Source organism: Sulfuriferula sp. AH1 (genome assembly GCF_002162035.1).
GTDB lineage: Bacteria > Pseudomonadota > Gammaproteobacteria > Burkholderiales > Sulfuriferulaceae > Sulfuriferula.
In genome coordinates, this window is the sequence record NZ_CP021138.1 from 879,807 (window position 1) to 904,283 (window position 24,477).

A 24,477-nucleotide genomic window follows, 5' to 3' on the forward strand; every position below is an offset into this window, starting at 1 on the left:
ATGGAAGCCAAAAGTCGACCGCCGCGCATAGCTATTGTCGCAGGCGAAGCTTCCGGTGATTTGTTGGGCAGTCATCTGATCAAGGCGATCAAGTCTCGTTGTCCGACCGCCGAATTCTACGGGATCGCCGGGCCGAAAATGATTTTTGCTGGCGCCCGGACGCTGTTTGCGATGGAAAAGCTCTCGGTCAACGGTTATGTCGAGGTGCTGCGTCATTTGCCGGAGATACTGGGCATACGGCGTAAACTCAAGCAGGCCATACTGGCCGACCCGCCGGATTTATTTATCGGCATTGACGCGCCGGATTTTAATCTGGGACTGGAATCCGACCTGAAAGCGCGTGGCATCCCTACTGTCCATTACGTCAGTCCGTCGATCTGGGCCTGGCGCGGTGGTCGCATCAAAAAAATCGCGCGTGCGGTATCGCATATGCTGGTGGTATTCCCGTTTGAAGAGGCGATCTACCGCAATGCCGGGATCCCGGTGACCTATGTCGGCCATCCGCTGGCTGATATGCTGCCGGAGCAACCGGATAAGCTGGCTACGCGCGAACGCTTGAATCTGCCAGCGGCTACACCCATTATCGCCTTGTTACCCGGCAGCCGCGTAGGCGAGCTGCAGCAGCATGCACAGTTATTCGTGGAGACGGCTCAGCTGGTGCAGGCGCATTATCCCGAAGTGCGCTTCGTTGTGCCGCTGATCAGTCGGGCGACGCGCGAGATATTTACCGCAGCGCTGCATGCCTGTGATCATCCGCCGTCGATACAGATGATGATCGGTCACGCCGATTATGCGATGACTGCGGCCGATCTGGTGCTGGTTGCTTCGGGTACGGCAACGCTGGAGGCCGCGTTGCTGAAACGGCCGATGGTGATCACTTATCGGGTGCCGAAATTCACAGCTTACCTGATGCGGCGTCAGGCTTATTTGCCGTGGGTGGGTTTGCCTAACATCCTGGCCAATCGCGATGTGGTGCCGGAACTGGTGCAGGAAAACGCCACTGCCCCGCAATTGGCCGCAGCCTTGATTGCCCTGCTGGGCGATAAAACCCGCCGTGCCGAGATAGAAACCGAATTCAACCGGCAATACCGGGTATTGAAGCAGAATACCGCGGAAAAAATGGCCGATGCCGTGCTGCCCTATTTGAGAAGCAAATGCGCCTGATCTGCGGCGTGGATGAGGCAGGGCGCGGGCCGCTGGCCGGTGCCGTGTACGCCGCTGCGGTGATTCTCGACCCGGCACGACCGATAGACGGATTGAATGACTCGAAGAAATTGACCGCCAAGCGCCGGGATGAACTCGAACTGCTTATTATGGAACGTTCACTGGCATACGCAGTCAGTTTCGCAACGGCAGCCGAAATCGACCAGATTAATATCCTGCAGGCTTCGCTGCTGGCGATGCAACGGGCGATTATGACGTTGGACAAGGTGCCTGACGAGGTGCTGGTCGACGGGCTGCATTGCCCGAAGATAAATCTGCCGAGCCGCGCCATAGTTCAGGGCGACCTGTCGGAGCCGTCTATTTCTGCGGCGTCGATCCTGGCCAAGACCGCGCGTGACCGGGATATGCTGCGCCTGCATGCGCTTTATCCGCAATACGGTTTCGATCAGCATAAAGGTTATCCGACCGAGACGCATATGGCGGCGCTGCTGCAACACGGCGTTTCGCCGGAGCATCGTTTGAGTTATGCGCCCATTCAGGGCCTGGCGCAAAAAACACTGTTTTAGTCAGCGCCTGCGTGACGTAGCGTGGTTAACCAGCAAGGAACATTGTTGTTGGGATTGCATTCATTCATTGAAAGGAAATTACATGATTTTGGCAAAGTTTTTACATGTGTTGAGTGTGGTGATCTGGGTAGGCGGAATGTTCTTTGCATATATGGCATTGCGTCCGATTGCCGCTGAACGGCTGGAACCGCCGCAGCGTCTGAGTTTGTGGGAAGGCGTATTCGGCCGGTTCTTTCCTTGGGTGTGGGCGTCTGTTGCGCTGATACTGGTTAGCGGTTTGTACATGATGGCGCAGCTCGGCAAACCGCCGGTGTATGTGATGCTCATGTTCGTGCTCGGCGTGGTCATGATGCTGCTGTTCGCGCACGTATTCTTTGCGCCATTCAAGCGTCTCAAGCGTGCCGTTGTCGCGCAGGACTGGAAAGCCGGCGGTGGCGCTCTCGGTCAGATCCGCAAGCTGATTGCGATCAATCTGACCCTGGGCCTGCTGACGGTAACCATCGCGACGCTGGGTGTTTATCTAGGATAGTTTCAGGCAATGCGTCAGTATGGGTGACAGCAGCGCGGCACCCAGATGCTTGCTGCGTGCCGCGCTCCAGCCATGTTGCGGATCAGGCAAATCGGCATTGTCCTTGAACGGCATTTCCAGCGTCAGCGATACGCAACCGAAGTGATGGCCAATGTATTTTGATGCCAACGTCAGCATTTCATCCGAAAAACGATCCGGCGCATAGCCGTATTGCGTCTGGAAATCCGGGCTGGCCTGTTGCAGCATGCGGGTGAATTCGAATTGCTTCGCCACCAGTTCCGGCGCGTAACCGGGTATCATTTCGCAACCGTCGGTGAATACGTACGGGATGGTCTCATCGCCGTGGATATCGAGGAATAGTGCAACGCCGGTATCGTGCATGGCCTGGCGCACATGCAGCACTTCCGGGCTGCGTGCGAGACTGGGCTGCTGCCATTCCCGGTTCAGATTGACGCCGGCCGCATTGCTGCGAAGATTGCCGTGTATGGCACCGTCAGGATTCATGTTGGGAACGATATGCAGCGTGGCGATCTGCGCCAGCCGCCGTGCTGCGGGGTCGCTGCGATCGGTCAGCCGATCCAGCAAGCCTTCGATCAGCCATTCCGCCATGGTTTCACCGGGATGCTGCCGGGCAATGATCCATACCGGCAGTACGCCTTTGCCCCAGTGGATAGCGTCCAGAGGGCGTCCTTCCATGCTGTTTCCCAAAGAACTGATGCGCACATTGTCCGCCGTCGAGACGCGGGCAAGCAAATCCAGATGGCGCTCGTAAGCATAAGGCGCGAAATAGGCATAATACACATCGTCATGCTGCGGGCGGTGGCGTATGGTCAGCACTTGCCCGTCATAATCGGTAGGGACGCGGAACCAGTTATGCCGGTCATAGCTCGCCATGGCCTGATAATCCTGCCAGCCGTCGGCATAGGTACAATCGCCTGCATTCAGCAAACGCAGCGTGAGCGGAGTGTCGGCAGCGCTATGAACGCGGAAATAGAACCATTGACGGAATTCTGCGGCGTTATCGGCCCGGATATTCAACTGGATAGTACTGGCGTCGGCAGCGGACAGGACTTCAATCGCACCGGCATCGAATTGACTGGAAATTAACATTGCATCTGCGGTTTAATCATGAAATGCAGATTAAACCGCAGGTGCAGGCAAAACGCTAGCGCTTACCTGGTTTTGCAGGAATTTAGCCCAAGTAGTGCGTATGCCGGGCACCAGCTGATAATGCCGGTTGCCAACGGTACTACGCCTATCCATCCCCAGAGGCCTATCGTGCCGGTTGCCGCCAGTGCGATCAGAGCCAGCCCGCCAATAATACGAACTGCACGGTCAACAGTGCCAACATTATGGATCATCGCCTCTCTCCTGTTTATATTAATGGGATGCTTATTAGAACATAAACAGCATGCTGATGTATGCGCTTATTGACCGGTTGCAGCCACCATCAGTCGTTTCATATCGCGCACCGCGGCTTCCCAGCCGACAAACAGTGCCTGCGCGACAATCGCATGACCGATGTTGAGTTCGGCGACGCCGGGGATGGCGGCAATAGCCTGGACGTTGTGATAATGCAGACCGTGTCCGGCATTGACCTGCAAACCCAGTGCATTGCCGTATTCGACTGCGCGGATGATGCGCCGCAGCTCATTGGCCTCGTCGTGGGCGTTCTCCGCATCGGCGAAGCGACCGGTGTGGATCTCTATTACCGGTGCACCGCAGGCGCGGGCGGCATCCAGCTGGCGCTCGTCGGCGTCGATGAACAGGGAGACGCGAATGCCGGCATTAGCGAGCACGTCGCAGGCATGTTTGACTTTATCGAGTTGCCCGGCCACATCCAGGCCGCCTTCGGTGGTGAGTTCCTCGCGGCGTTCCGGTACCAGGCAGACGTCTTGCGGCTTGACCCGGCAGGCGATACCCAGCATTTCGTCGGTGACGGCCATTTCCAGATTCATGCGCGTGGTAAGCACCTGGCTCAGTGTGTCTACGTCATGGTCCTGAATATGGCGGCGGTCTTCGCGCAGGTGCAGAGTAATGGCGTCGGCACCTGCCATTTCGGCAACGAGCGCAGCCTGTACCGGGCTCGGGTAACGGGTACCGCGGGCCTGACGGATGGTGACGATATGGTCGATGTTGACGCCGAGCTGGATCATAACTGTTGTAAATCCTTGAGTAGTTCTCGCGCATGCAGGGTTTGTCCGGCGAGGTGGTGGTTAATGATGTGTCGCATCAGTTGCTTGCCCTGAGTCAGGCTGGCGGGGTCGGCATAATCGCCGCTGGCAAGATCGAGCAGCGTTTTGCCGCGCAGAATGATGCCGCCGGGCATGTGTTCGTCTGTGGCAAGGCAGGCGCCGCGCTCGCAGACGTAGCTGTAATACTGCTCGGCGATGACGGGTTTGCTGCTATCGGCTTCATGGGTGAACGGTTGTGCGTAGCCGAGCTCGGCGAGCAGGCATTGCTCGAAACGGCGCAGGATGACGGCGTAGCCGGTCTGGGTCAGGCCTGGCGTGGCCAGCGCCTGCAAGGTAGCGTAATAATGTTCGAACAATTGCGGATGCGGGTCGTCGCGGGCCAGCAGTTTGAGCATGAGCTCATTGATGTAAAAGCCGCACAATAGCCCCATGCCCTGTGGCAGCGCCAGCCCGCCTTGCCATTCGGCTTTGTGCAGGGTGCGCAGCTCATTCTTGCCGGCAAATGATAGCAGCAGCGGGGTGAAAGCCTGCATCAGGCCGCGCAGTTGGGAGCGCGGACGGCGGGCGCCGCGCGCCACCAGCGCAACGCGGCCATGCTCACGGGTAAAGGTTTCGATGATCAGGCTGGTTTCGCGGAAATGATAGCTGTGCAGCACCAGCCCTACCGTGTTATCTACACGGCTACGTTCGTGGGCGGAGCTGGGAAGCCTGGCAGTCATGAATTAACGTAAACTTAGTCGTAGCCGAGCTGCTTGAGGATGCGTTCGCTGTCCGCCCAGCCGCCTTTGACCTTGACCCACAGCTCCAGGTACACTTTGCCGCCGAACAGGCGTTCCATATCCAGCCGTGCTGAGGTGCCGATTTCCTTGAGCTTGCTGCCCTCGTGGCCGATGAGAATGGCTTTCTGGTTGTCCTTGTCGACCAGAATGCTGGCAAAGATGCGGCGCAATTCGCCTTCCTGCTCGAATTTTTCGATCATTACGCTGGCGGAGTACGGCACTTCTTCGCCGGACAGGCGGAATACCTTCTCGCGCACGATTTCGGCCGCGAGGAAACGCTCGCTTTTATCGGTGATATCATCCTCGTCAAACATCGGTACGGCGACCGGCAGGTACTTGCGGATCTCGGCCAGCAGTTGCGGCAAGTGTTCGCCATTGCGTGCGGAGATGGGCACGATGGATGCAAATTTGAAGCGCTCGTTCATCGATGCCATAAACGGCAGCAGCTGGTCTTTTTCCTTGACCAGATCGATCTTGTTGAGCACCAGTATCACCGGCAGGTCGCTGGGCAGTAATTCCAGCACTTTCTGATCGCGCGCATCGAACCGCGTGCCTTCGATCACGAACAGCACCACGTCAGTCGAGTGCAGCGCATCCACCACGGTTTTGTTCATGCCGCGATTGAGCGCGCTGCTGTATTGCGTCTGAAAGCCGGGCGTATCGACGAAAATGAACTGCGCGTCGTCACCGGTATAGATGCCGTGGATGCGATGACGCGTGGTTTGCGCCTTGCGCGAGGTAATGCTGACCTTGGCCCCGACGATACGGTTGGTAAGCGTGGATTTGCCTACGTTGGGGCGACCGATAACGGCGATAAAGCCGGTGCGAAAATCGGGATTGCTGGTGTCCATGGTGTTGACCGGGGATAGCGGGAGAATACCTGTATTTTAACCTAAAAAGACCGCCAGCTTGAAATTGACTCCTCAGCCTTTTTGCGAGCAGGATCAAATGCCGCAGCGCTGCCCGATATATCACTGCGATAACCTGAATGTAATGACGATGCGCTATAATCCGCGGGCCGGGCGATTGTCGCAAGTGTGGCCCCGGCGTGTTATCCGGCCGACGAATTGCCGGGCATCCATTCACATTGATTTTGAAATTTATAGCGTGCTCATGACGACGACTTCCGCTACCCATCTCGTACTCATACCCAGTTATAACCCGGGAGAGAAAGTTTATGAAACCGTGCGTGCAGCGCGTCAGTACTGGCAGCCGGTCTGGGTCGTCGTCGATGGCAGTACCGACGGCACGGCAGCCGGGTTGCAGGCCATGGCGGCCGAGGATGACGGTCTGCGCGTGATCGTGTTGGCGCACAATCAGGGTAAAGGCGCCGCGGTATTGCATGGCATCGATCTGGCAGCTGCTGCCGGGTTCACTCATGTGCTGACGATGGATTCGGACGGTCAGCATCCAGCCGAGCAGATCCCGGTGTTCATGGATGCATCGATCAGCGCGCCTGCGGTCATGGTGCTGGGTATGCCGGTATTCGACGCCAGCGCACCCGCGTTGCGCGTCCAGGGGCGGCGTGTATCCAACGCCTGGGCGAATCTGGAAACGCTATGGGCCGGGATAGGTGACTCGTTGTTCGGGTTCCGCGTCTATCCCATTGCACCGTTGCAGCGGGTTATGCGCCATCAGCCGTGGATGCGGCACTTCGATTTCGACCCGGAGGCCGTGGTACGCTTGTGCTGGCGCGGCGTGAGGCCGGTGAACCTGCCCGCCCCGGTGCGCTATTACCGTGCCGAGGAAGGCGGGGTATCGCACTTCCGTTATTTGCGCGACAACCTGTTATTGAGCTGGATGCATTTACGCCTGTTTCTCGGGTTTGTGTTGCGCTTGCCACTGTTGCTGGTTAAACGTGGGGTGGGGCGGTTTTGAAAGACTGAGGGCCGGCTATAAAGCATGTCGCCAACTGTATCAGGCCGGCTTTTGTGCCGTCGCACTTGTGCTCAGGGTTATGCATTTTTGGGTGCGAACATGATGATTGCCATGCCCGCCAATGCAACTGAGGCACCGGTAACATCCCAGACAGTAGGTCTGACTCCATCTACAGACCAGAGCCACAAAATGGCGACGAAAATGTAAACGCCGCCGTATGCCGCATACACCCGACCTGCCGCTGTCGGGTGGAGCGAGAGCAGCCATGCGAAAAGTGTCAGGCTCAAAGCGGCTGGAATAAGCAACCAGACACTTTTGCCTTCCTTGAGCCAAAGATATGGAAGATAGCAGCCAACGCTTTCTGCCACCGCAGTAACGAAGAAGAGGGCTATGGTCTTCAGTTCAAGCATTTGGATTTCTCGCTAATGTGGGTTGAAGTGCGTAACGAAGCTGTAGAAAAAGCATATCCATAAGCCGCATCGTGCCGCGAACCTAATAAAATACCAAGGATGAAGGTGAGATTAACCATCGTGGTTTGACAATAAAGCATATCCCAAAGCGGGTCTGGCCGGGATTGCCCGGCGGTAAGTCAGTTGCCCGTGTTTGTCGTCAGCCGGTTGGCACCGCTCACCAGCGCCTTGATCGAGGCGGTCACGATATTGCCGTCCATGCCCGCGCCATAACATGCATGGCTGCGGCCGGGCGCTGATACTTCCATGAATGCGCAGGCCTGTGCATCGCTGCCGGCACTGTCGCCCATCGAGCGCTCTTCGTAGCTGCATACCTGCAGTTCGATATCGAGGCTGCGCAGCGCGTGAATGGCGGCATCGATCGGGCCGTTGCCTTCTCCGGTGAGTACATGGCTTGTGCCGTTTATTTCCACACTCAGGCGGATGCCCTGTGCAGCGCCGTGTTCGAACAGGTGGTGTTCGACATAGCTTAATGGCTGGCCGGCGGCGAGATAGGTCTGCGCGAACAATTGCCAGATGTCGGCGGCGCTCATTTCTCCGCCGTGTTCATCTACATGGCGCTGCACCGCGCCGGAAAACTCGACCTGCAGGCGGCGCGGCATCACTATGCCGTATTCGGTTTCCAGCAGATAAGCGATGCCGCCCTTGCCGGACTGGCTGTTGACCCGAATTACGGAATCGTAGCTGCGGCCCACATCGGCGGGGTCGATGGGCAGGTAGGGGACGTTCCACAGCGCATCCGGCTGTTGCGCGGCGAAACCTTTCTTGATCGCATCCTGGTGCGAGCCGGAAAAGGCGGTGAACACCAGATCGCCGACGTAGGGATGGCGCGGATGGATCGGCATCTGGTTGCAGTATTCCACGGTACGCGCCACCGCGTTGATGTCGGAAAAATCGAGGCCCGGCGATACCCCTTGCGTATAGAGATTAAGCGCCAGGGTGACGATATCGACGTTGCCGGTGCGTTCGCCGTTGCCGAAGAGACAGCCTTCGACGCGATCGGCGCCTGCCATCAAGCCCAGTTCGGCTGCGGCCACTGCGGTGCCGCGGTCGTTGTGCGGATGCAGGCTGAGGATGATGCTGTTGCGGCGTGCAAGGTGGCGATGCATCCACTCGATCTGGTCGGCGTACACGTTCGACGTCGCCATTTCCACGGTGGTCGGCAAATTGAGGATGACCTTGTTGTCCGGCGTCGCACCCCAGGCGGCAGTCACTGCATCGCAGACTTCGAGCGCGAAATCCGGTTCTGTGGCGGTGAAGGTTTCCGGGCTGTATTCCAGCACCCATTCGGTTTCCGGCTGTTCGGCGGCCAGTTGCCTGATTAGCAGTACGGCGGAAACGGCCATTTCCACCACCTCAGCCTTGCTCATGGCGAATACGATGTCGCGGAACGGCTTCGACGTGGCGTTATAGACGTGAACGATGGCCCGGCGCGCGCCTCTGAGCGATTCCATGGTGCGGCGGATCAGGTGCTCGCGCGCCTGGGTGAGCACCTCGATGGTGACGTCGTCGGGAATGTGGCCGCCCTCGATGATATTGCGCACGAAATCGAAATCGGTCTGCGAGGCGGAAGGGAAGGCGACCTCGATCTCCTTGAAGCCGATGGCGCACAGCGTACGGAACATGCGCATCTTGCGTTCACCATTCATCGGTTCGAACAGCGACTGATTGCCGTCGCGCAGATCGGTGCTCATCCACACCGGCGGTGCGGTGATGGTGCGGTTCGGCCACTGGCGGTCGGCGAGCCGGACTCGCGGAAAAGGGGCGTATTTGCTGGACGGGTCTGGCAACATGATGCTGGCTCCTGCGACTGTAATCGATGGGAGGAATGTTACGCAAAACCGTCCGGCATGTGCTTGCGTTTTTATGTATTAAATGAGTATAAATAAGCATAAAATTGCGTTATATTTATAATTATTTAAATTAAATTCTGTTTATTTAAAATTATGAGCAATAATATTGAAATTGACAGATATGATCGGCAGATTCTGCGGCTATTGCAGCAGGAGGGGCGCCTCAGCAATCAGGAGCTGGCCGATCGCATCGGCCTGTCGCCATCGCCCTGTCTGCGACGGGTGCGTGCGCTGGAAGAGTCCGGCTTCATTACCGGTTATCGTGCGCTGGTGGATGCCAAGGCGCTGGGCTTGTCGCTGATGGCGTTGATTCATATTTCCATGGATCAGCACACGCCGGAGCGTTTCGATCGGTTTGAAACGGCAATCGGCGAGATTCCAGAAGTCCTGGAATGTCTCCTGATTACCGGGCAGGATGCGGATTATCAGCTCAAGGTGGTGGTGAAGGACATGGACGCGTATCAAGAGCTGTTGCTGAACCGCATCAACCGCATCCCGGGGGTGACCGGCGTGCATTCGAGCTTTGTGCTGCGGCGGGTGGTGGACAAGACAGCACTTGATGTCGGGGAGAAATAGCAGTGCTGGCAGGCAGCGTTAATGCGTGCGTCTGACCGGGATAAAGAAATCGGGCGTCATATGCCAGTATTCGGCAATTTCGGTAGCGCGTTGCAGGTCTTCCGGATGGACGAAAACCTGCATGTGGCTGTGATGCTCATGTGCCCAGGCGTTAAATGCCTGCCAGCGCCGGCCGCAGGATTCTTCGCCTAGATCGGTGCTGACTTCAACGACGCCAAGGATCTGTTCATCGCCTGGCCTGCCAGAGGCGACGATATCGGGACGCATATGGACATTCAGTACGGGTATGACCAATTCATCAGGCTCTTTGTAGCCGGCAAGATCCTGTACGGCCATGGGTTGATAACCTTGGGTTTTAAGGATGCCGATCGCGTCGCTGAGTAGCGCTTCGCGCTCACGCTGTACTGCATTGGGAAGGGTATGCATGGTCAATCTCCTGAAGAAAAATATTAACCGCTACAATTATTTATAGCATATTAATGCGGATTTCATAGTGAGGATTGCAAGCAAGCCGGGGAAATTGACGTGAACCGGGAAACACGCTAAACCGATGAAAGCTGCTTGGCAACAGCGGCTCAGGCTACGCATGCTTGCGGATTCCGCGAATGGGCCTATAGTCATTATAGGGACGGGCATCGGTTGACGCAGGATGCGCCGCGTACGAGGGGGAAGCAAAATGGCTTGGGAGACTGGTTCGATGAGCGCTTTTATACTGTTGTTGCTGATAGCTGCGTTGTCCGGCTCCGCCGTCCGTGTTTTTCGCGAATATGAGCGCGGCGTGATTTTTACCCTCGGGCGTTTCTGGAAGGTAAAGGGACCGGGACTGGTGATCGTGATTCCGGTGTTCCAGCAGGCGGTAAGGGTTGATCTGCGTACCGTGGTGCTGGAGGTGCCTACCCAGGATGTAATCTCGCGCGACAATGTTTCGGTCAAGGTCAGCGCTGTGGTCTATCTGCGCGTTGTCGATCCGCAGAAGGCCATCATTCAGGTGGTCGATTTCTTGAATGCTACCAGTCAGCTGGCGCAGACGACCTTGCGCTCGGTATTGGGCAAGCATCTGCTGGATGACATGCTGGCGGAACGCGAGAAACTGAATCTGGATATCCAGCAGGCGCTGGATGCGCAAACTGATACCTGGGGCATCAAGGTTTCCAATGTCGAGATCAAGCAGGTGGATCTGACTGAATCCATGATACGGGCGATAGCCCGGCAAGCCGAGGCGGAACGTGAACGGCGTGCCAAAGTCATTCACGCCGAGGGCGAATTGCAGGCCTCGGAAAAACTGTTCCAGGCGGCAGCGGTGCTGGCGCAAGAGCCGCAGGCCATCCTGTTGCGTTATCTGGAAACGCTGACCGTGATCGGCGCGGACAAGAACACCACGGTCGTGTTTCCCCTACCGATGGATCTCGTCACACCCTTTTTGAAAAAAGCGGATCCGCAAGCGGGCAAAGCACCCTCCTGAGCCATGAGCGCTTGCAGTACATAAGTCAGGGGTTATTCGGCTTCCACATAATCAATCGTAAGCAGATCAGGCGTGACGGCACGCAATGCCTTGTCCATGAAACGCAAATGTGCCGGATTTGTGCGGTAATGGTCTGCCACTGCCTGACTGGCAAAGCGTATCAGCCAGCAGTAACGCAAACTGCCGTCGGGCTGCAGCGATTTGCCGGTCCTGACCGTGCGTATCCCCGGCACGGCGCTTAGCGTCTCCTGGCCGCGCAGCATGGTCGCGGTGGTCTCGCTCTCAGCCATTTTTTCCGGCGCATTGTAAAAAGCTATCTGTTCGACTTCACGCCAGGGACGGCACTGTTTCAGCACTTCGGCTGCCCGTCCGCCGCTGCCCCAGAGCCGGATCATGCGTTCGATCTCGGTGCCGATGGCATCGCGCACGCCCGCAGTCAGCTGCGGGTAGCTGCCTTTTGGATGCTCTTTCAGCTGCGCGCGGATGCAAGCACCTGCGACATCAGCCAGCCCGGTGTAATAGTTGATTTTCGCCACGCCGTGCGCAATCAGTTTTCTGAATTGGTCGTCGGTCAGGCCGGTGCCGCCATGTATGACCAGCGGAATGCCTACCGCCTCGCTGATCTTCGACAGGCGGGTTATGTCCAGTTTGGGCGTGCCGTGCGCCAGGCCATGCACGGTGCCGATGGATACGGCGAGGCAGTCCACACCTGTGCGTTCGACGAAAGCTTTCGCTTCCGCAGGCAAGGTGTAGGCGATATCGCCTGTGTGTTTGTTGTCGCCGTTTTCAGCCCAGGGTACATAACCCAGCTCCCCTTCTACCGCCACACCGCAGGCGTGCGCCATGTCGGTGACTTCCCGGGTGCAGCGCAGATTCTCGTCCAGCGGCAGGGCGGAGGCGTCTATCATGACCGCGTTGCAGCCTGATTTGATGCCATGGACGGCAGATTTCATGCTGGTGCCGTGATCGAGGTTGATCGCCACCGGTACTGCGGCGCGCTGTGCACCAACGACCGCGGCTGCAATCAGCATTTCAAAATTGTAATGCTCGAGATGGGATTCCGGCAGGTTGAGCACTACCGGCGCGCGGCAAGCTTCGGCTGCTGTCAGTACACCCTCAAGAAAATCGAAGTTTGCCACATTGAAAGCGCCCACCGCGTAGCCGTGACGGTAAGCGTGGTTGAGCATGTCGGCCATGTGGACTAACGCCATGAGTACTCCTTAAGGCTCGTTAACGAAATAATCGGAACAAACTTTGCCGTGCATTCTCTATACATTCAAAAACGTGTATCGTATTCCTCGAGGAGACGTTCCTAAAGGAGATGCTCTTATGGAAATTACCTGCTACCGCAATCCGGAAGTGAGCCGGGAGCCGGGTCAATTGGCTGCGGCTACTTACAATCTCGCTCACACGCTGCTGTCACGCAGTGCCACAGGTAATCTGTTCATTCCTATTCGCGCCATGCAATATCTGGCGATTCTGGACGAGGAAGAGCTGGTGTTTCTGGACGGCGTACATAAATGCTGGATCGATGTGGCCTGGCGTCATTTCCGTCCTCAGACCAGAGTTTCGCTGGCAGACCCGGTGACATACGAAGCGGTTTATTACTCCGGCAACGCTAAAAATATCGCGTTGCGTTTGCAGGCCGAACTGCCGAGGGCGTTGCATGCGCTGGAAAACAAATCACGAATCGATGCTCCCGCGCGCGTGTTCAAATTCCCGGCGCCCTAGCGTTTACTCGTCTTCATCCAGTTCCGCATTCCAGCCTTCGTTGCGTGCGGTGGTGATGGCCCGCGCATACAGTTGGGTATGCTTGTCGCGCAGCTCGTCGGGCAGACGGCTTGGCAGGTGGGCGTAGGGCTCCCAGGCGGCATAGACCTGCTCATAAAGGTTCTGCATGCGTGCCGAATCCCAGCCTTCGCAGGTTTCGGTTTCGGGAATGATGCCGAAAACCCATGCATCGCGCACTATGCGCCCCAGGTGGGTCAATCCGCCATTGGTGTCCTTGTCGACACCTGCATATGTTTGTACTGTCATCGTGTCAGTCCTGCGTAAAGTACCGGCAATTTCTCCGGCAATCGTTCAACATGATCCACGACCATGTAATTGCGCGCGCCAAAAATACGCGATACGTACTGGTCGGCACGCGGGTCGAGGCTCATGCAATAAGTAGTGACACCGGCGCGGGCGACTTCTTCTACCGCTTTCTTGGTATCGAAACGCAGGTATTGCGGGTCGCGCACATCGATGTCCGCGGGTTCGCCATCGGTAATCACCAACAGCAGTTTCTTCGAAGACTTCTGCAGCTTCAAATAATGTCCGGCATGGCGTATGGCAGCGCCCATGCGCGTGGATAGCTGCCCGGTCATGCCCGCCAGTTTGGATTTGGGTACGTCATTATAAGGCTGATCGAAGTCCTTGAAGCGATAATACTCCACGTCGTGACGGCCATCCGAACAAAAACCGTGTATCGCGAACGGGTCGCCGATCTTGTGAATCGCGTCCGCCAGCAATACGGTAGCCTGGCGCGTCAGGTCGAGCACGCTGTAATCCTGCCCGGCGACTTTTTCGTTGGTGGATTCGGATAAATCCAGCAGCACCATCACCGAAATGTCGCGCACCTTGCGTACCGAGCGCATCATGATGCGCGTATCCGGCTGCATGCCCATGCGCATGTCGATCATCGAGCGCAGTGCGGCGTTGATGTCGATTTCGTCGCCGTCTTCCAGCTTGCGGATGCGCGTGACACCTTGCGGTTGCATCGCATCGAGCAGGAATTTGAGGCGGCCGATGGTGCGTTTATGCTGGGCGGTAATGTCATCGATGACCTGCATGTCACCGGATTTGGCGCGTTTTTCCAACACCGTGGCCCAGGTCGGGCGCTCGAGCTGGATCTGGTAATCCCATTCCGAATAGTGGAAAGGGGCGGCAGCGGGTTCCTTGCCCTCCATCTCGTTAAAACTGACGCCGGTGTCCTCGTACGGGAACAGCTCGGTACCGAGCACCCAGATTTCCTGTGCATCGTCGCCGGCCAGTTCGCAATCTATCTCATTGGCCATTTCCATCACGCTGACGTATTTGCGTACTTGCTTGATGGATTCGTAGCCAGCCGATTGCGCCTTGTCGAAGTCGAATTCTTCGAACTCCCAGAAATAGCGGTTGTCGTCGCGGTACGGTGCTCTAAGCACGTCGGTCCGCGCGTTGAACGGAATGCGCAGCTGCGACAGTTCGTGCGCCAATGCAACGCCGATTTCCCACGAGATCGTGTTGTCGGCCAGGTATTCCTGCTGGGCTTTGAACAATGCACGTGCCTTGGCGATGATGGGATGGCCGTCCTCGTAATCTGGATCGAGCAGCGCGCGTGCGATGCGATTGAGGTAGTCGCCCAGCGTCGCGGACTGATCCGGGGTAACGAAATGCAGCGATGCCCACAACTGGTTCAGGCCGGGGAAGGCGTTGATGGCGATCTGTTCTATCCGCGCATCCTCTATCACCGAGATCACCGCCATCTGCAACGGATTGAGGCTTTCGGCCGAAATCGGCGTGCGGGTATAGACTACGTGCGCGGCGCAATGGGCGGCGGTGGCGCGGTAGAGCTCCAGTCCGGAGATGCCTGCGACATCGTCATAGGCGTCCGGTATGTAGATCAGGTAATTTTCAATGTATGGCTTGTAGCCTTCACGGTGCTCAAAGTCGCCGGAAGTAGGGCGCATGAAAAAGTCGCGGGCCCACAACGCACGCAAGTACATGTTGATGCGGCGCTGGATATCGACGAACAGCGTGCCCTTGCGCTCCTGTTGCAGCATGGCCTGCGATTCCTTGCTTTCCAGCCCGAAATAGCGTACTTGCTCGGGATAGTCGGTGCGGTGCGCCTGTGCACCCCACAGCGCCCAGCGGCGCAAGCCGCCCAGCGTCAGATTGCCCAGCAAGGTGTCGAGGTGGTCAAGCATCGGGCGCAAGCCGCGCGGTGCCTGCGATATCAGCAGGTTCAGCAATTGTAGATAGCCGCGGAATACCTGTTCGTCGCCGAGGCGCTTGGCAGCGATGGGCGCGGTGGAATATATCCGCTCGATCACCGCGCCGCTGGTCTTGGACGCCATCATCATGCCGGTCTGTATCAGATCGGGAATGATGTCTTCGCCAATTTCCTTGGCCACGGCGGGGGTTTCCTGGATGTAGGCGACCACCAGATCGCAGCCGCGACCCAGATTCTTGAGCGAGCGGGCACCTGTCATGTAATTGTTCAGTCCCTGCGGGCTGAACACTTTGGTGGCTTCGTGCCAGGACGCTTCCAGTACGCCTCTGGATTGCTCCGAGAGTTCGCCGAGTGTGTCTTGATAGTCTTCGAGATTAATGCTCATATTCTACCTGACGATGTGGGGCAGCGTGGAAGGTGGCGATGGCCACCAGCCTGCTGCGTATGACTAAAAGAATGTCGTAACGGCTGCATCCAGCGCATCGCGCATGTCGGGGTCATCCGTGATCGGACGCACCAGCGCCACGCGGCAGGCAGCCTGAGGATTCACCCCAGTGGCGATCAGCGATCCGGCGTAGATCAGCATGCGGGTCGAGATGCCTTCGTCCAGTCCGTGGCCTTTCAGGTTGCGCGCACGTTCCGCAATGGAGACCAGCTTGCCTGCGACTTCTGCGGACACGCCGGTTTCATGCGACACGATTTCAGTTTCGATGTCATGCGTCGGATAATTGAAATCCAGCGCGCCGAACCGTTGTTTGGTGGACTGTTTCAGATCCTTCATCAGGCTCTGGTAGCCCGGATTGTAGGAAATCACCAGTTGAAAATCGGGGTGCGCCTGTATCAGTTCGCCCTTCTTCTCCAGAGGCAGTACGCGACGTGCGTCGGTCAGCGGGTGGATTACCACGGTGGTGTCCTGACGGGCTTCCACGACTTCGTCCAGATAGCAAATCGCGCCATAACGGGCGGCGATGGCCAGCGGACCGTCTTGCCAGCGTGTGCCGGATGCATCCAGCAGAAAGCGACCGACCAGATCGGATGCTGTCATGTCCTCATTACAGGCTACCGTGATCAGGGGTTTTCCCAGCTTCCACGCCATGTGTTCCACAAAGCGGGTTTTGCCGCAACCGGTAGGGCCCTTCAGCATCATGGGCATGCGCACGGCATAGGTGGCTTCGTACAGCTCTACCTCATCGGCGACAGGGCGGTAATAGGGTTCTTTCTCAATCAGGTACTGCTTGATGACGTCGTTCATCGTAGAGCTCCAGTTAATAACAACTCACAGAAACAGAGGCCTCCGCCCCTTGCGGATGCGGAGGCCTTGTGACGGTTCAACAGTGTTGCGGACTTAAACAGTCTTGCCGCGGTAGATCACCATGGATGTGCCTTGGGATTGATTGAAGTTGTTGTAACCAATCAGGCGCACATGGTTATCAGGGTTGGCTTTGTGGCAAGCCAGTGCTTCAGCCAGCACGACGTTCACGTCGGTTTCGCCGAACATCGGCAGCTTCCACATGTACCAGTATGAGTCCATCAGGTATTGCGGTTCGATGTGCTCGATAGCCGGGTTCCAGCCTTTGGAAACCAGGTATTCCACCTGTTTTCTGATTTCGGCTTCGCTCATCGCAGGCAAGTAAGAGAAAGTCTCAAATTTGCGGCTGGCTGGATCGCTCAAGCGCGATTTGTAATCCATCACTTCATTCATGATTCATCCTTTTTAAATCGATAGTTTCGTCAATTCCGCAACGGTAGCGGGCGATTAAGCCCAAGACCGCTGCAGAATCAGGGCATGCTTACTTGTGAGCAACGTCCAGCTTGTCGACAGTGTCGAACTCGAACTTGATTTCTTTCCATGTTTCCATGGCGATTTTCAATTCGGGGCTGCTTGCAGCTGCCTTGGTCAGGATCTCTTTGCCTTCCTTCTCAATGGCTACGCCCTGGTTGCGTGCTTCTACGCAAGCTTCCAGTGCCACGCGGTTAGCAGCTGCACCAGCCGCGTTACCCCATGGGTGGCCTAATGTACCGCCACCGAATTGCAATACGGAGTCATCGCCGAAGATGTTGACCAGCGCCGGCATGTGCCAAACGTGAATACCGCCGGATGCAACCGGCAATACACCGGGCATGGAACCCCAGTCCTGATCGAAGAACAGGCCGCGGCTGCGATCTTCCTTGATGAATTCGTCACGCATGGTGTCGATCCAGCCCAGAGTCGCTTCGCGGTCGCCTTCCAGTTTGCCGACAACGGTACCGGAGTGCAGGTGATCACCACCCGACAGACGCAGAACCTTGGTCAGCACGCGGAAGTGGATACCGTGGTGCGGGTTGCGGTCGAGCACGGCGTGCATGGCGCGGTGGATGTGCAACAGCATGCCGTTGTTGCGGCACCAGTTAGCCAGACCTGTGTTGGCGGTCAAACCGCCGGTCAGGTAATCGTGCATGATGATCGGTGCGCCGATTTCCTTGGCGAACTCTGCACGCTTGTACATTTCTTCCGGTGTTGGCGCGGTAACGTTCAGGTAGTGGCCTTTGCGCTCGCCAGTTTCACGTTCAGCCTTCAATGTAGCTTCGTGCACGAATTCGAAACGATCGCGCCAACGCATGAACGGCTGGCTGTTGACGTTTTCGTCGTCCTTGGTGAAGTCCAGACCGCCGCGCAAGCACTCGTAAACAGCGCGACCGTAGTTCTTCGCAGACAGACCCAGCTTGGGTTTGATGGTGCAACCCAGCAATGGACGGCCATACTTGTTCATTTTGTCGCGTTCGACCTGGATGCCTTGAGGAGGACCGCCGCAGGTTTTTACGTAAGCGATCGGGAAACGTACGTCTTCCAGACGCAATGCGCGCAATGCCTTGAAACCGAATACGTTACCAACCAGCGAGGTCAGCACGTTAACGACGGAACCTTCTTCGAACAGGTCAATCGGATAAGCAACGAAAGCGTAGAAACATGTGTCGTCGCCAGGTACGTCTTCTATGCGATAGGCGCGGCCTTTGTAGTAATCCAGATCGGTCAACAGGTCGGTCCACACGGTGGTCCAGGTACCGGTTGAAGACTCGGCAGCAACAGCAGCAGCAACTTCTTCGCGATCAACACCCGGTTGAGGGGTGATTTTGAAACAGGCGAGAATATCGGTATCCAGCGGCGTATATTCCGGCGTCCAGTAAGTTGCGCGGTACTCTTTCACACCGGCGTTATATGATTTTACAGCCATTGAAATTCTCCTTTCAAGGTTGGGGCAATGTGCTTTCCTGTGAGGGGCAGCGTATAGCTCAATTGAGCTTGATGTAAATATAGCAGTCGATAACAATAAATAATAATTGTAATTTTGAATGTATATGATAGATTAATATCAATGAATGATTTTTTGATTGGAAGTAGGATGAAGCATGCCACATTGCACCAGCTCAAGATATTCGAAGTGGTCGCGCGCAACCTGAGTTTCACTCGCGCCGCCGAAGAATTGCATCTCACCCAGCCCACGGTATCCATCCAGATAAAACAGCTGACGGATATCGTCGGAATGTCTTTGCTGGAACAGGTGGGAAAGCGCATTTTCTTGACAGAGGCCGGCCGCGAGCTGCTTACCGTATGTCATAGTCTGTTTGACGGACTGTCGCGATTCGAGATGATTATTTCCGACATGAAGGGCGTGAAAACAGGCAAGTTGCGGTTGGGCGTTATCACCACTGCAAAGTATTTCGTGCCGCGGCTGCTTGGACCGTTTTGCGATCGTTATCCGGGGATAGAAGTTTCGCTGAAAGTCACCAACCGCGAACGTCTGCTGCAACGTCTGATCGACAACGAAGACGATCTGTATATCCTCGGCCAGCCGCCCGAGCACATGGATATATGGGTAGAGCCGTTTCTGGATAACCCTCTGGTTGTGCTCGCTCCATATAATCATCCGCTGGCGGGTGAGAAAAATATCTCCGCGGAACGCATTGCGCAGGAACCGTTCCTGATGCGCGAATCAGGCTCCGGCACGCGACTTGCTACCGAAAAGTTTTTCAATGAACGCGGGCTGTCGCTCAATGTGCGGATGGAATTAGGCAGCAACGAAGCCATCAAGCAGGCCGTCGCCGGCGGTCTCGGCGTTGCGGTGCTGTCGGCGCATACGCTGGCGCTGGAAAAAAGCGGCGACGAATTGGCTGTGCTCGATGTGGCGGGCTTCCCCATAATGCGTCAATGGCATGTGGCTTATTCCACAGGCAAGCAGCTGTCGGTGGTAGCGAGGACATTTCTGGAGTTCCTGCAACAAGAAAGCGGGCCCATGGCAGAGCGCTATATGAAGGGATTGAGCGGATTTCCGAGTCAGGCTGCCAGGAAAAGCGTAGCCAAATCCATGGCAAAGACAAATGACTGATTCAAAAAACCATGCTGTCATAACGATAAAATCTTCGTAACCCGTCGCTACAATAAGATACAATCCGCAGATAAATCCGCAGATATAAAAACAGCAGGCTAATTATGAATATTCCTTCCACGGCAAGCAATACACATACCTCTGATTGCGATGTTCTGGTGATTGGCGGCGGACCTGCAGGTTCAACGGCGGCAGCGCTGCTGGCTGAACGCGGCCACCGCGTCACGTTGCTGGAGAAGGCGCACCATCCGCGTTTCCATATCGGCGAATCGCTGCTTCCGGCTAATTTGCCGCTGCTGGAAAAACTGGGTGTAGCGGATGAAGTCAGGGCCATCGGCATGGAAAAATGGGGCGCTGAATTCGTCTCACCGTGGCATGACCATAAACAGACAGTCGAATTCGCCGATGCGATAGATAAGTCCATGCCCATGGCCTATCAGGTACGCCGTGCCGAATTCGATGAAATACTGATCCGCAATGCCAGCCGTAAAAACGCCCGTGTGGTGGAGGGCTGTCAGGTGCTGGATGTCGAGTTTCTGCCGGAGAACAGCGGCGTCATCGTGCAGGCGCGCCATGATGACGGCAGCATGGAAACGGTATACGCGCGTTTCGTACTGGATGCGTCAGGTCGCGATACTTTCCTGGGCAATCGCTTCAAAGCCAAGCAATGCAACAAGAAGCACAACAGTACCGCAATTTACGGCCATTACACCGGTGCAGAACGCAATGCAGGCAAAGAGGCGGGCAACATAACCATTTTCTGGTTTGAGCATGGCTGGTTCTGGTTTATTCCACTGGCTGACGGTACGACGAGCGTCGGTGCGGTGACCTGGCCGTATTACCTGAAAACCCGTGGCAAGAAGCCGCTGGATGCGTTTTTGCAGGAAACCATAGCAATGTGCCAACCGCTGCACGACCGCTTGCGGCATGCCCGGCTGGCATCGCCGGCCGAGGCCACCGGCAATTTCGCATACGCATGCGATCACACTCATGGCAGCAATTATTTGCTGCTGGGTGATGCCTACGCTTTTATCGACCCGGTATTCTCTTCGGGGGTCATGCTGGCGATGCACAGCGCATTTGTCGGAGCCGACACCGTGGATGTGTGCCTGCGCAATCCGCAGCAGGCGGCGGCTGCATTGAAAAAATTCGACAAGTCGATGCGTGTGGGGCCCAAGGCGTTTTCCTGGTTCATTTACCGGGTGACCAATCCGGTCATGCGCGACATGTTCATGGCTCCGCGCAATATATTCCGCACCAAGGAGGCCGTGCTGTCGGTGCTGGCTGGCGACGTGTTCGGTAAAACCCCGATTCAAGGCCCCTTGCTGGTATTCAAGGGCATTTATTACGCTGCATCCCTGTTCAATTTCAAGCGTACGCTGAAATCATGGCGGATGCGCAAGAACAATATTCGCGCCGTGGATGAACCCGGCGCAGCGGTAAACTAATGGGCAATACGGCAGCATTCCTGTACGGCGAGAGTTTATCCATTGCAGCGTTTCTGCAACACCCGGTACCCTGGAAAGACAGCGTGCTGGGTGCCATCTGTTTTTCAGCGGACGCAGGCGAGCGCGAGGCGATGCAAAAAGATGCGGATATCCCCTGCGTGGCAGTACCCATGCACCGGCTGGATGCCGGCGAGTCATACTGCGAAATCTGGCATGGCAGCGCGCAATTGAAACAGGGCCGGCAGGATGATATCCGTTACCGGCATGACGCCGACGTGCTGTTTGGCGTAATTGAGCTGACTGAAAACGCATTCCCTGGCGATGCCGATAAAACCCCTCTGCAACAGGCTACCGAATCCGCCTACCGGCAGATATTTGCGCTGCTCGATGCACTGGATTATCCCTACCTGTTCCGTTTCTGGAATTACATCGCCGACATCAATGCGTGCAGTTTTGAGCTGGAGCGTTATCGCCAGTTTAATCTGGGGCGGCAGGATGCCTTTCTGGCGTATGGCCGCGATTTGGCCGAGAATGTCCCGGCCGCATGTGCATTGGGCTCGCCGCAAGGGCCGCTGACCATCGCGTTTCTGGCGGGTCGCGTCAGATCCGCAGCGATCGAGAATCCGCGCCAGATCAGCGCCTATCAATATCCGCCGCAGTACGGTCCGCGCAGTCCGGTGTTCGCGCGTGCCAGTCTGGTGCGCATGGGGGAGAGCGAAATGCTGTTCATCTCCGGCACCGCCAGCATAGTGGGTCATGAAACCCTGCATCCGGGGGATGTCGTCGCCCAGACCCATGAAACCATGACCAACATCGAAGCGGTGCTGTCGGAAGCTAATCGCGTTGCCGGGCAGCCGTGTTTCTGTCTGGCCGATCTGCATTACAAGGTGTACGTGCGCCATCCGGCTGACCTGCCTCGGATACGCAGCGTGCTGGAAACGCGCGCGGGGGGGCGCATCAAGCCGTTTATTTGCAGGCGGATGTTTGCCGTGAGGATCTGCTGGTCGAAATCGAGGCGACAGCAGCGCATACATCCGTCCCTTTCCGGGATAAGCGGAATTGATGATGCGCGGCATAGTACGTGGGTTGCTGAATATCTACGATTATCTGGTGCTGTATCTCGGCCTGATCTGGCTGGGGCTGATATGTCTGGCATGGACGCCGATCGCATTGATCGTCCACCCGTTATTGCCGGTACGCTGGGGACGAGCGCTTGGGCGTTACGTTATCACTTGGGGCTTTCGTTTTTATCTCGCCAGCTTGACCGCTTCCCGGCGTTGCAGTTTCGATCTGACGGAACTGGACGCGTTGCGCGATGAGCCGTCGCTGATCATCGCCCCCAATCATCCGTGCCTGCTGGATGCGGTGATGATCATTTCGCGTTTGCCTAACGTCGCCTGTGTACTTAAAGCCGAATTGATGAACAATGTCTTCCTGGGCGCGGGTGCCAGGTTGGCACGTTATATCCGCAACGAGCCGGTACGGAGCATGGTGCAGTTGGCGACACGCGATTTCGAAAGCGGCAGTCACCTGCTGCTGTTCCCTGAGGGGACCCGCACCGTGCAGGCACCGGTCAATCCGCTCAAGGGCAGTGTCGCGCTGGTCGCGAATCGTGCGCAGGTGCCGGTACAAACCGTCCTGATAGAAACCGATTCAGTGTACCTGAGCAAGGGCTGGCCGCTATTCCGCAAGCCGGTCATGCCGATCCATTATCGGGTGCGTTTGGGACGGCGTTTCGATCCGCCGCAGAATACCCAACAATTCATGGCCGAACTGGGGCATTACTTTGCTCACGAGCTGGTGCAAGGTTCTGCGTTCTATCCGCCCAATTCATTGCCAGAGCAGACCAGGCGCATTGCTGACCTGTCTTCCGTGCGCAATGAGGATGAATGATACGCGGAGTCTGTCAGGGGATTTTTGAAGCGGCTGTGACAGGGATGCCGATGCGCGGCAGCCAGCGCCGCAATATCGGGCTGGTGATCACGGTGCTGAAAATCGCCATGATGACCAGTATGGTAAAGACCTGCTGCGAGATCACGCCCAGATCATAACCGACATTGATCACGATCAGCTCCATCAAGGCGCGCGTATTCATCATCACGCCTAATATCCTGCTTTCAATATGGCTCAGGCCTCCCGCTCGCGCACCCAGATATGCGCCGCCGAATTTTCCCAGCGTCGCGAGCAATACGAATAACGCACACCAGGCCCATGCAGCGGCACTGTCCAGACTGCCGATATTGGTGCGCAGACCAGTATAGGTAAAAAAGATCGGTAGGAAGAAAACCGTTACGAACGGGCTGATGCGCGCGCGCCAGGTTTTCACGAAGGCATGCTCATCGTGCAGCAGCACACCCATCATGAAGCCGCCGAAAATGGCGAAGATGCCGAGCTGGTAGGTGGCCATCGCAGACATGAAGACTGCCGCAAGCACGATGCCCAGCAGGTTATTGCTCAGTGCGCCGCTTCTGGCATCGCAGCGATGCAGGATGCGCTTCATGAGCGGACGCACGATCAGCCAGCTTGCGGCAAAGAACACGCCGACCAGGGTCACTTTCAACGCAAAATCTGCACCATCGAAATCGGACAGCGCGAGGGTGGTTATCAATGCCAGCAATAGCCAGCCAACGACATCATTGATCGCCGCCGCACTGATGGCGATCACGCCTATCGGCGTCCGCGTCATGTCGAATTCCATCATGATGCGGCCGAGTATCGGCAACGCGGTAATCGAGAACGCGGTAGCGATGAACAGCGCCGATGCCACCGGATGCGCGCCGGGCGAAAGCGTGGGCGCACTGATCTGGCCGATGCCGTAACCCAGCGCAAATGGGGCAATCAGGCTGGCGAATGCCACCCATAGCATCGCCTTGCGGTTGCGCCGCTCATTGAGGTGGGAGAAATCGAATTCCAGTCCGATCTGGAACATCAGCAGCACCAGTCCGATTTGCGACAGCATCTGCATTGGTTCGGGTGCGCCGGAATGGAACACATATTGAAATAACCCCGGGGCGAGCAGCCCGAACAATGAAGGCCCCAGCAGTATGCCGACTATGATTTCGCCCACTGCGGTCGATTGCCCGATGCGCAGTGCAATCTCGCCGCCGAGACGAGCTGCCAGCACGATCACGGTCAGCTGCAACAGGGTGAAAAATAACAGGGATTCGGTCTGATGGGTGGCGATATGTACGGCAGTGGTCATATTGTTATTTTTGAA

The 24,477-nt window shown here is 56.7% G+C and carries 26 protein-coding genes; 11 read left to right on the forward strand and 15 right to left on the reverse strand.

All coding sequences use genetic code 11. The annotated features are described in order from the left end of the window. The 3 genes from lpxB to CAP31_RS04630 all read left to right on the forward strand — a co-directional run bounded on the left by lpxB (position 1) and on the right by CAP31_RS04630 (position 2,259). Positions 1 to 1,164, forward strand: a complete 1,164-nt coding sequence (lpxB, locus tag CAP31_RS04620; RefSeq protein WP_087446466.1) for a lipid-A-disaccharide synthase — start codon at positions 1 to 3, stop codon at positions 1,162 to 1,164. Next, entirely contained in the window at positions 1,155 to 1,730 is a 576-nt protein-coding gene (gene rnhB / locus CAP31_RS04625; protein ID WP_087446467.1) for a ribonuclease HII, read from the forward strand. The genes lpxB and rnhB overlap by 10 nt, the downstream gene beginning before the upstream one ends. Positions 1,731 to 1,812: 82 nt before the next feature. Next, a complete protein-coding gene (locus CAP31_RS04630; RefSeq protein ID WP_087446468.1) occupies positions 1,813 to 2,259 on the forward strand; it encodes a CopD family protein in 447 nt (148 codons plus the stop codon). On the opposite strand, the gene CAP31_RS04635 is transcribed toward CAP31_RS04630, so the two are convergent. From CAP31_RS04635 to era, 5 genes are all read right to left on the reverse strand, one after another. Beyond that, positions 2,251 to 3,369 (reverse strand): M14-type cytosolic carboxypeptidase, encoded by a 1,119-nt coding sequence (locus CAP31_RS04635; RefSeq protein ID WP_087446469.1) that lies wholly within the window; start codon positions 3,367 to 3,369, stop codon positions 2,251 to 2,253. The genes CAP31_RS04630 and CAP31_RS04635 overlap by 9 nt on opposite strands. A 62-nt stretch (positions 3,370 to 3,431) precedes the next feature. Then, positions 3,432 to 3,620 (reverse strand): DUF2892 domain-containing protein, encoded by a 189-nt coding sequence (locus CAP31_RS04640; RefSeq protein ID WP_087446470.1) that lies wholly within the window; start codon positions 3,618 to 3,620, stop codon positions 3,432 to 3,434. Between the two features lie 66 nt (positions 3,621 to 3,686). After that, positions 3,687 to 4,415: a pyridoxine 5'-phosphate synthase gene (pdxJ, locus tag CAP31_RS04645; protein ID WP_087446471.1), complete on the reverse strand. Its 729-nt coding sequence runs from the start codon at positions 4,413 to 4,415 to the stop codon at positions 3,687 to 3,689. Then, complete coding sequence (recO, locus tag CAP31_RS04650) at positions 4,412 to 5,173, reverse strand: DNA repair protein RecO (protein WP_087446472.1); 762 nt, start codon at positions 5,171 to 5,173, stop codon at positions 4,412 to 4,414. The genes pdxJ and recO overlap by 4 nt, the downstream gene beginning before the upstream one ends. A 14-nt stretch (positions 5,174 to 5,187) precedes the next feature. Further along, on the reverse strand, positions 5,188 to 6,084 hold the full coding sequence (gene era, locus CAP31_RS04655; RefSeq protein WP_087446473.1) for a GTPase Era: 897 nt from the start codon (positions 6,082 to 6,084) through the stop codon (positions 5,188 to 5,190). A 262-nt stretch (positions 6,085 to 6,346) separates the two neighbouring features. Between era and CAP31_RS04660 the strand changes: the two genes are divergently transcribed. Further along, positions 6,347 to 7,111, forward strand: coding sequence for a glycosyltransferase family 2 protein (locus CAP31_RS04660; RefSeq protein ID WP_087448257.1), 765 nt, complete (start codon positions 6,347 to 6,349; stop codon positions 7,109 to 7,111). A gap of 77 nt (positions 7,112 to 7,188) precedes the next feature. Here CAP31_RS04660 and CAP31_RS04665 read toward each other — a convergent pair whose 3' ends face one another. Both CAP31_RS04665 and leuA read right to left on the reverse strand, forming a co-directional pair. Further along, positions 7,189 to 7,521: a YnfA family protein gene (locus CAP31_RS04665; protein WP_087446474.1), complete on the reverse strand. Its 333-nt coding sequence runs from the start codon at positions 7,519 to 7,521 to the stop codon at positions 7,189 to 7,191. 179 nt (positions 7,522 to 7,700) lie between these two features. Further along, the gene (gene leuA / locus CAP31_RS04670; RefSeq protein WP_087446475.1) at positions 7,701 to 9,374 is read right to left on the reverse strand and encodes a 2-isopropylmalate synthase; all 1,674 of its coding nucleotides are present in this window, start codon (positions 9,372 to 9,374) and stop codon (positions 7,701 to 7,703) included. Between the two features lie 153 nt (positions 9,375 to 9,527). Between leuA and CAP31_RS04675 the strand changes: the two genes are divergently transcribed. Next, complete coding sequence (locus tag CAP31_RS04675; RefSeq protein ID WP_223247365.1) at positions 9,528 to 10,010, forward strand: Lrp/AsnC family transcriptional regulator; 483 nt, start codon at positions 9,528 to 9,530, stop codon at positions 10,008 to 10,010. An 18-nt stretch (positions 10,011 to 10,028) separates the two neighbouring features. On the opposite strand, the gene CAP31_RS04680 is transcribed toward CAP31_RS04675, so the two are convergent. Beyond that, entirely contained in the window at positions 10,029 to 10,436 is a 408-nt protein-coding gene (locus CAP31_RS04680) for a hypothetical protein (RefSeq protein WP_087446476.1), read from the reverse strand. Positions 10,437 to 10,707: 271 nt separating this feature from the next. Here CAP31_RS04680 and CAP31_RS04685 point away from each other — a divergent pair, with 271 nt between their 5' ends. Continuing rightward, the gene (locus CAP31_RS04685) at positions 10,708 to 11,472 is read left to right on the forward strand and encodes a slipin family protein (RefSeq protein ID WP_087446477.1); all 765 of its coding nucleotides are present in this window, start codon (positions 10,708 to 10,710) and stop codon (positions 11,470 to 11,472) included. Positions 11,473 to 11,504: 32 nt separating this feature from the next. On the opposite strand, the gene CAP31_RS04690 is transcribed toward CAP31_RS04685, so the two are convergent. Beyond that, on the reverse strand, positions 11,505 to 12,683 hold the full coding sequence (locus CAP31_RS04690; protein ID WP_087446478.1) for a ketose-bisphosphate aldolase: 1,179 nt from the start codon (positions 12,681 to 12,683) through the stop codon (positions 11,505 to 11,507). A gap of 118 nt (positions 12,684 to 12,801) precedes the next feature. Between CAP31_RS04690 and CAP31_RS04695 the strand changes: the two genes are divergently transcribed. Beyond that, on the forward strand, positions 12,802 to 13,203 hold the full coding sequence (locus CAP31_RS04695) for a hypothetical protein (protein WP_087446479.1): 402 nt from the start codon (positions 12,802 to 12,804) through the stop codon (positions 13,201 to 13,203). 3 nt (positions 13,204 to 13,206) lie between these two features. Here the strand turns inward: CAP31_RS04695 and CAP31_RS04700 are convergent, their stop codons facing one another. From CAP31_RS04700 to CAP31_RS04720, 5 genes are all read right to left on the reverse strand, one after another. Next, a complete protein-coding gene (locus tag CAP31_RS04700) occupies positions 13,207 to 13,509 on the reverse strand; it encodes a hypothetical protein (RefSeq protein WP_087446480.1) in 303 nt (100 codons plus the stop codon). Next, entirely contained in the window at positions 13,506 to 15,833 is a 2,328-nt protein-coding gene (locus CAP31_RS04705) for a nitric oxide reductase activation protein NorD (protein WP_087446481.1), read from the reverse strand. Before CAP31_RS04705 ends, CAP31_RS04700 begins: the two co-directional genes overlap by 4 nt. Positions 15,834 to 15,896: 63 nt before the next feature. Beyond that, on the reverse strand, positions 15,897 to 16,700 hold the full coding sequence (locus tag CAP31_RS04710) for a CbbQ/NirQ/NorQ/GpvN family protein (protein WP_087446482.1): 804 nt from the start codon (positions 16,698 to 16,700) through the stop codon (positions 15,897 to 15,899). Positions 16,701 to 16,793: 93 nt separating this feature from the next. Further along, positions 16,794 to 17,150: a ribulose bisphosphate carboxylase small subunit gene (locus CAP31_RS04715; protein ID WP_087446483.1), complete on the reverse strand. Its 357-nt coding sequence runs from the start codon at positions 17,148 to 17,150 to the stop codon at positions 16,794 to 16,796. 88 nt (positions 17,151 to 17,238) lie between these two features. Continuing rightward, positions 17,239 to 18,660 carry a form I ribulose bisphosphate carboxylase large subunit gene (locus CAP31_RS04720; RefSeq protein ID WP_087446484.1) on the reverse strand — a complete coding sequence of 474 codons (1,422 nt, stop codon included), beginning with the start codon at positions 18,658 to 18,660 and terminating at the stop codon, positions 17,239 to 17,241. Between the two features lie 168 nt (positions 18,661 to 18,828). Here CAP31_RS04720 and CAP31_RS04725 point away from each other — a divergent pair, with 168 nt between their 5' ends. The 4 genes from CAP31_RS04725 to CAP31_RS04740 all read left to right on the forward strand — a co-directional run bounded on the left by CAP31_RS04725 (position 18,829) and on the right by CAP31_RS04740 (position 23,153). Next, positions 18,829 to 19,812: a LysR family transcriptional regulator gene (locus tag CAP31_RS04725; RefSeq protein ID WP_087446485.1), complete on the forward strand. Its 984-nt coding sequence runs from the start codon at positions 18,829 to 18,831 to the stop codon at positions 19,810 to 19,812. A 104-nt stretch (positions 19,813 to 19,916) separates the two neighbouring features. Next, on the forward strand, positions 19,917 to 21,260 hold the full coding sequence (locus CAP31_RS04730; RefSeq protein WP_087446486.1) for an NAD(P)/FAD-dependent oxidoreductase: 1,344 nt from the start codon (positions 19,917 to 19,919) through the stop codon (positions 21,258 to 21,260). Further along, positions 21,260 to 22,579, forward strand: coding sequence for a hypothetical protein (locus tag CAP31_RS14995; protein ID WP_223247366.1), 1,320 nt, complete (start codon positions 21,260 to 21,262; stop codon positions 22,577 to 22,579). Before CAP31_RS04730 ends, CAP31_RS14995 begins: the two co-directional genes overlap by 1 nt. Further along, entirely contained in the window at positions 22,569 to 23,153 is a 585-nt protein-coding gene (locus tag CAP31_RS04740) for a 1-acyl-sn-glycerol-3-phosphate acyltransferase (RefSeq protein WP_255377129.1), read from the forward strand. Before CAP31_RS14995 ends, CAP31_RS04740 begins: the two co-directional genes overlap by 11 nt. A 13-nt stretch (positions 23,154 to 23,166) precedes the next feature. Here the strand turns inward: CAP31_RS04740 and CAP31_RS04745 are convergent, their stop codons facing one another. Then, positions 23,167 to 24,462, reverse strand: coding sequence for a cation:proton antiporter (locus CAP31_RS04745; protein WP_087446487.1), 1,296 nt, complete (start codon positions 24,460 to 24,462; stop codon positions 23,167 to 23,169). Positions 24,463 to 24,477 lie beyond the last annotated feature (15 nt).

What these genes read in the sequence shown, in the direction of transcription:
- lpxB (WP_087446466.1), top strand. Translation starts at nt 1, where the DNA reads ATGGAAGCCAAAAGTCGACCGCCGCGCATAGCTATTGTCGCAGGCGAA.
- rnhB (WP_087446467.1), top strand. Translation starts at nt 1,155, where the DNA reads ATGCGCCTGATCTGCGGCGTGGATGAGGCAGGGCGCGGGCCGCTGGCC.
- CAP31_RS04630 (WP_087446468.1), top strand. Translation starts at nt 1,813, where the DNA reads ATGATTTTGGCAAAGTTTTTACATGTGTTGAGTGTGGTGATCTGGGTA.
- CAP31_RS04635 (WP_087446469.1), bottom strand. Translation starts at nt 3,369, where the DNA reads ATGTTAATTTCCAGTCAATTCGATGCCGGTGCGATTGAAGTCCTGTCC.
- CAP31_RS04640 (WP_087446470.1), bottom strand. Translation starts at nt 3,620, where the DNA reads ATGATCCATAATGTTGGCACTGTTGACCGTGCAGTTCGTATTATTGGC.
- pdxJ (WP_087446471.1), bottom strand. Translation starts at nt 4,415, where the DNA reads ATGATCCAGCTCGGCGTCAACATCGACCATATCGTCACCATCCGTCAG.
- recO (WP_087446472.1), bottom strand. Translation starts at nt 5,173, where the DNA reads ATGACTGCCAGGCTTCCCAGCTCCGCCCACGAACGTAGCCGTGTAGAT.
- era (WP_087446473.1), bottom strand. Translation starts at nt 6,084, where the DNA reads ATGGACACCAGCAATCCCGATTTTCGCACCGGCTTTATCGCCGTTATC.
- CAP31_RS04660 (WP_087448257.1), top strand. Translation starts at nt 6,347, where the DNA reads ATGACGACGACTTCCGCTACCCATCTCGTACTCATACCCAGTTATAAC.
- CAP31_RS04665 (WP_087446474.1), bottom strand. Translation starts at nt 7,521, where the DNA reads ATGCTTGAACTGAAGACCATAGCCCTCTTCTTCGTTACTGCGGTGGCA.
- leuA (WP_087446475.1), bottom strand. Translation starts at nt 9,374, where the DNA reads ATGTTGCCAGACCCGTCCAGCAAATACGCCCCTTTTCCGCGAGTCCGG.
- CAP31_RS04675 (WP_223247365.1), top strand. Translation starts at nt 9,528, where the DNA reads ATGAGCAATAATATTGAAATTGACAGATATGATCGGCAGATTCTGCGG.
- CAP31_RS04680 (WP_087446476.1), bottom strand. Translation starts at nt 10,436, where the DNA reads ATGCATACCCTTCCCAATGCAGTACAGCGTGAGCGCGAAGCGCTACTC.
- CAP31_RS04685 (WP_087446477.1), top strand. Translation starts at nt 10,708, where the DNA reads ATGAGCGCTTTTATACTGTTGTTGCTGATAGCTGCGTTGTCCGGCTCC.
- CAP31_RS04690 (WP_087446478.1), bottom strand. Translation starts at nt 12,683, where the DNA reads ATGGCGTTAGTCCACATGGCCGACATGCTCAACCACGCTTACCGTCAC.
- CAP31_RS04695 (WP_087446479.1), top strand. Translation starts at nt 12,802, where the DNA reads ATGGAAATTACCTGCTACCGCAATCCGGAAGTGAGCCGGGAGCCGGGT.
- CAP31_RS04700 (WP_087446480.1), bottom strand. Translation starts at nt 13,509, where the DNA reads ATGACAGTACAAACATATGCAGGTGTCGACAAGGACACCAATGGCGGA.
- CAP31_RS04705 (WP_087446481.1), bottom strand. Translation starts at nt 15,833, where the DNA reads ATGAGCATTAATCTCGAAGACTATCAAGACACACTCGGCGAACTCTCG.
- CAP31_RS04710 (WP_087446482.1), bottom strand. Translation starts at nt 16,700, where the DNA reads ATGAACGACGTCATCAAGCAGTACCTGATTGAGAAAGAACCCTATTAC.
- CAP31_RS04715 (WP_087446483.1), bottom strand. Translation starts at nt 17,150, where the DNA reads ATGAATGAAGTGATGGATTACAAATCGCGCTTGAGCGATCCAGCCAGC.
- CAP31_RS04720 (WP_087446484.1), bottom strand. Translation starts at nt 18,660, where the DNA reads ATGGCTGTAAAATCATATAACGCCGGTGTGAAAGAGTACCGCGCAACT.
- CAP31_RS04725 (WP_087446485.1), top strand. Translation starts at nt 18,829, where the DNA reads ATGAAGCATGCCACATTGCACCAGCTCAAGATATTCGAAGTGGTCGCG.
- CAP31_RS04730 (WP_087446486.1), top strand. Translation starts at nt 19,917, where the DNA reads ATGAATATTCCTTCCACGGCAAGCAATACACATACCTCTGATTGCGAT.
- CAP31_RS14995 (WP_223247366.1), top strand. Translation starts at nt 21,260, where the DNA reads ATGGGCAATACGGCAGCATTCCTGTACGGCGAGAGTTTATCCATTGCA.
- CAP31_RS04745 (WP_087446487.1), bottom strand. Translation starts at nt 24,462, where the DNA reads ATGACCACTGCCGTACATATCGCCACCCATCAGACCGAATCCCTGTTA.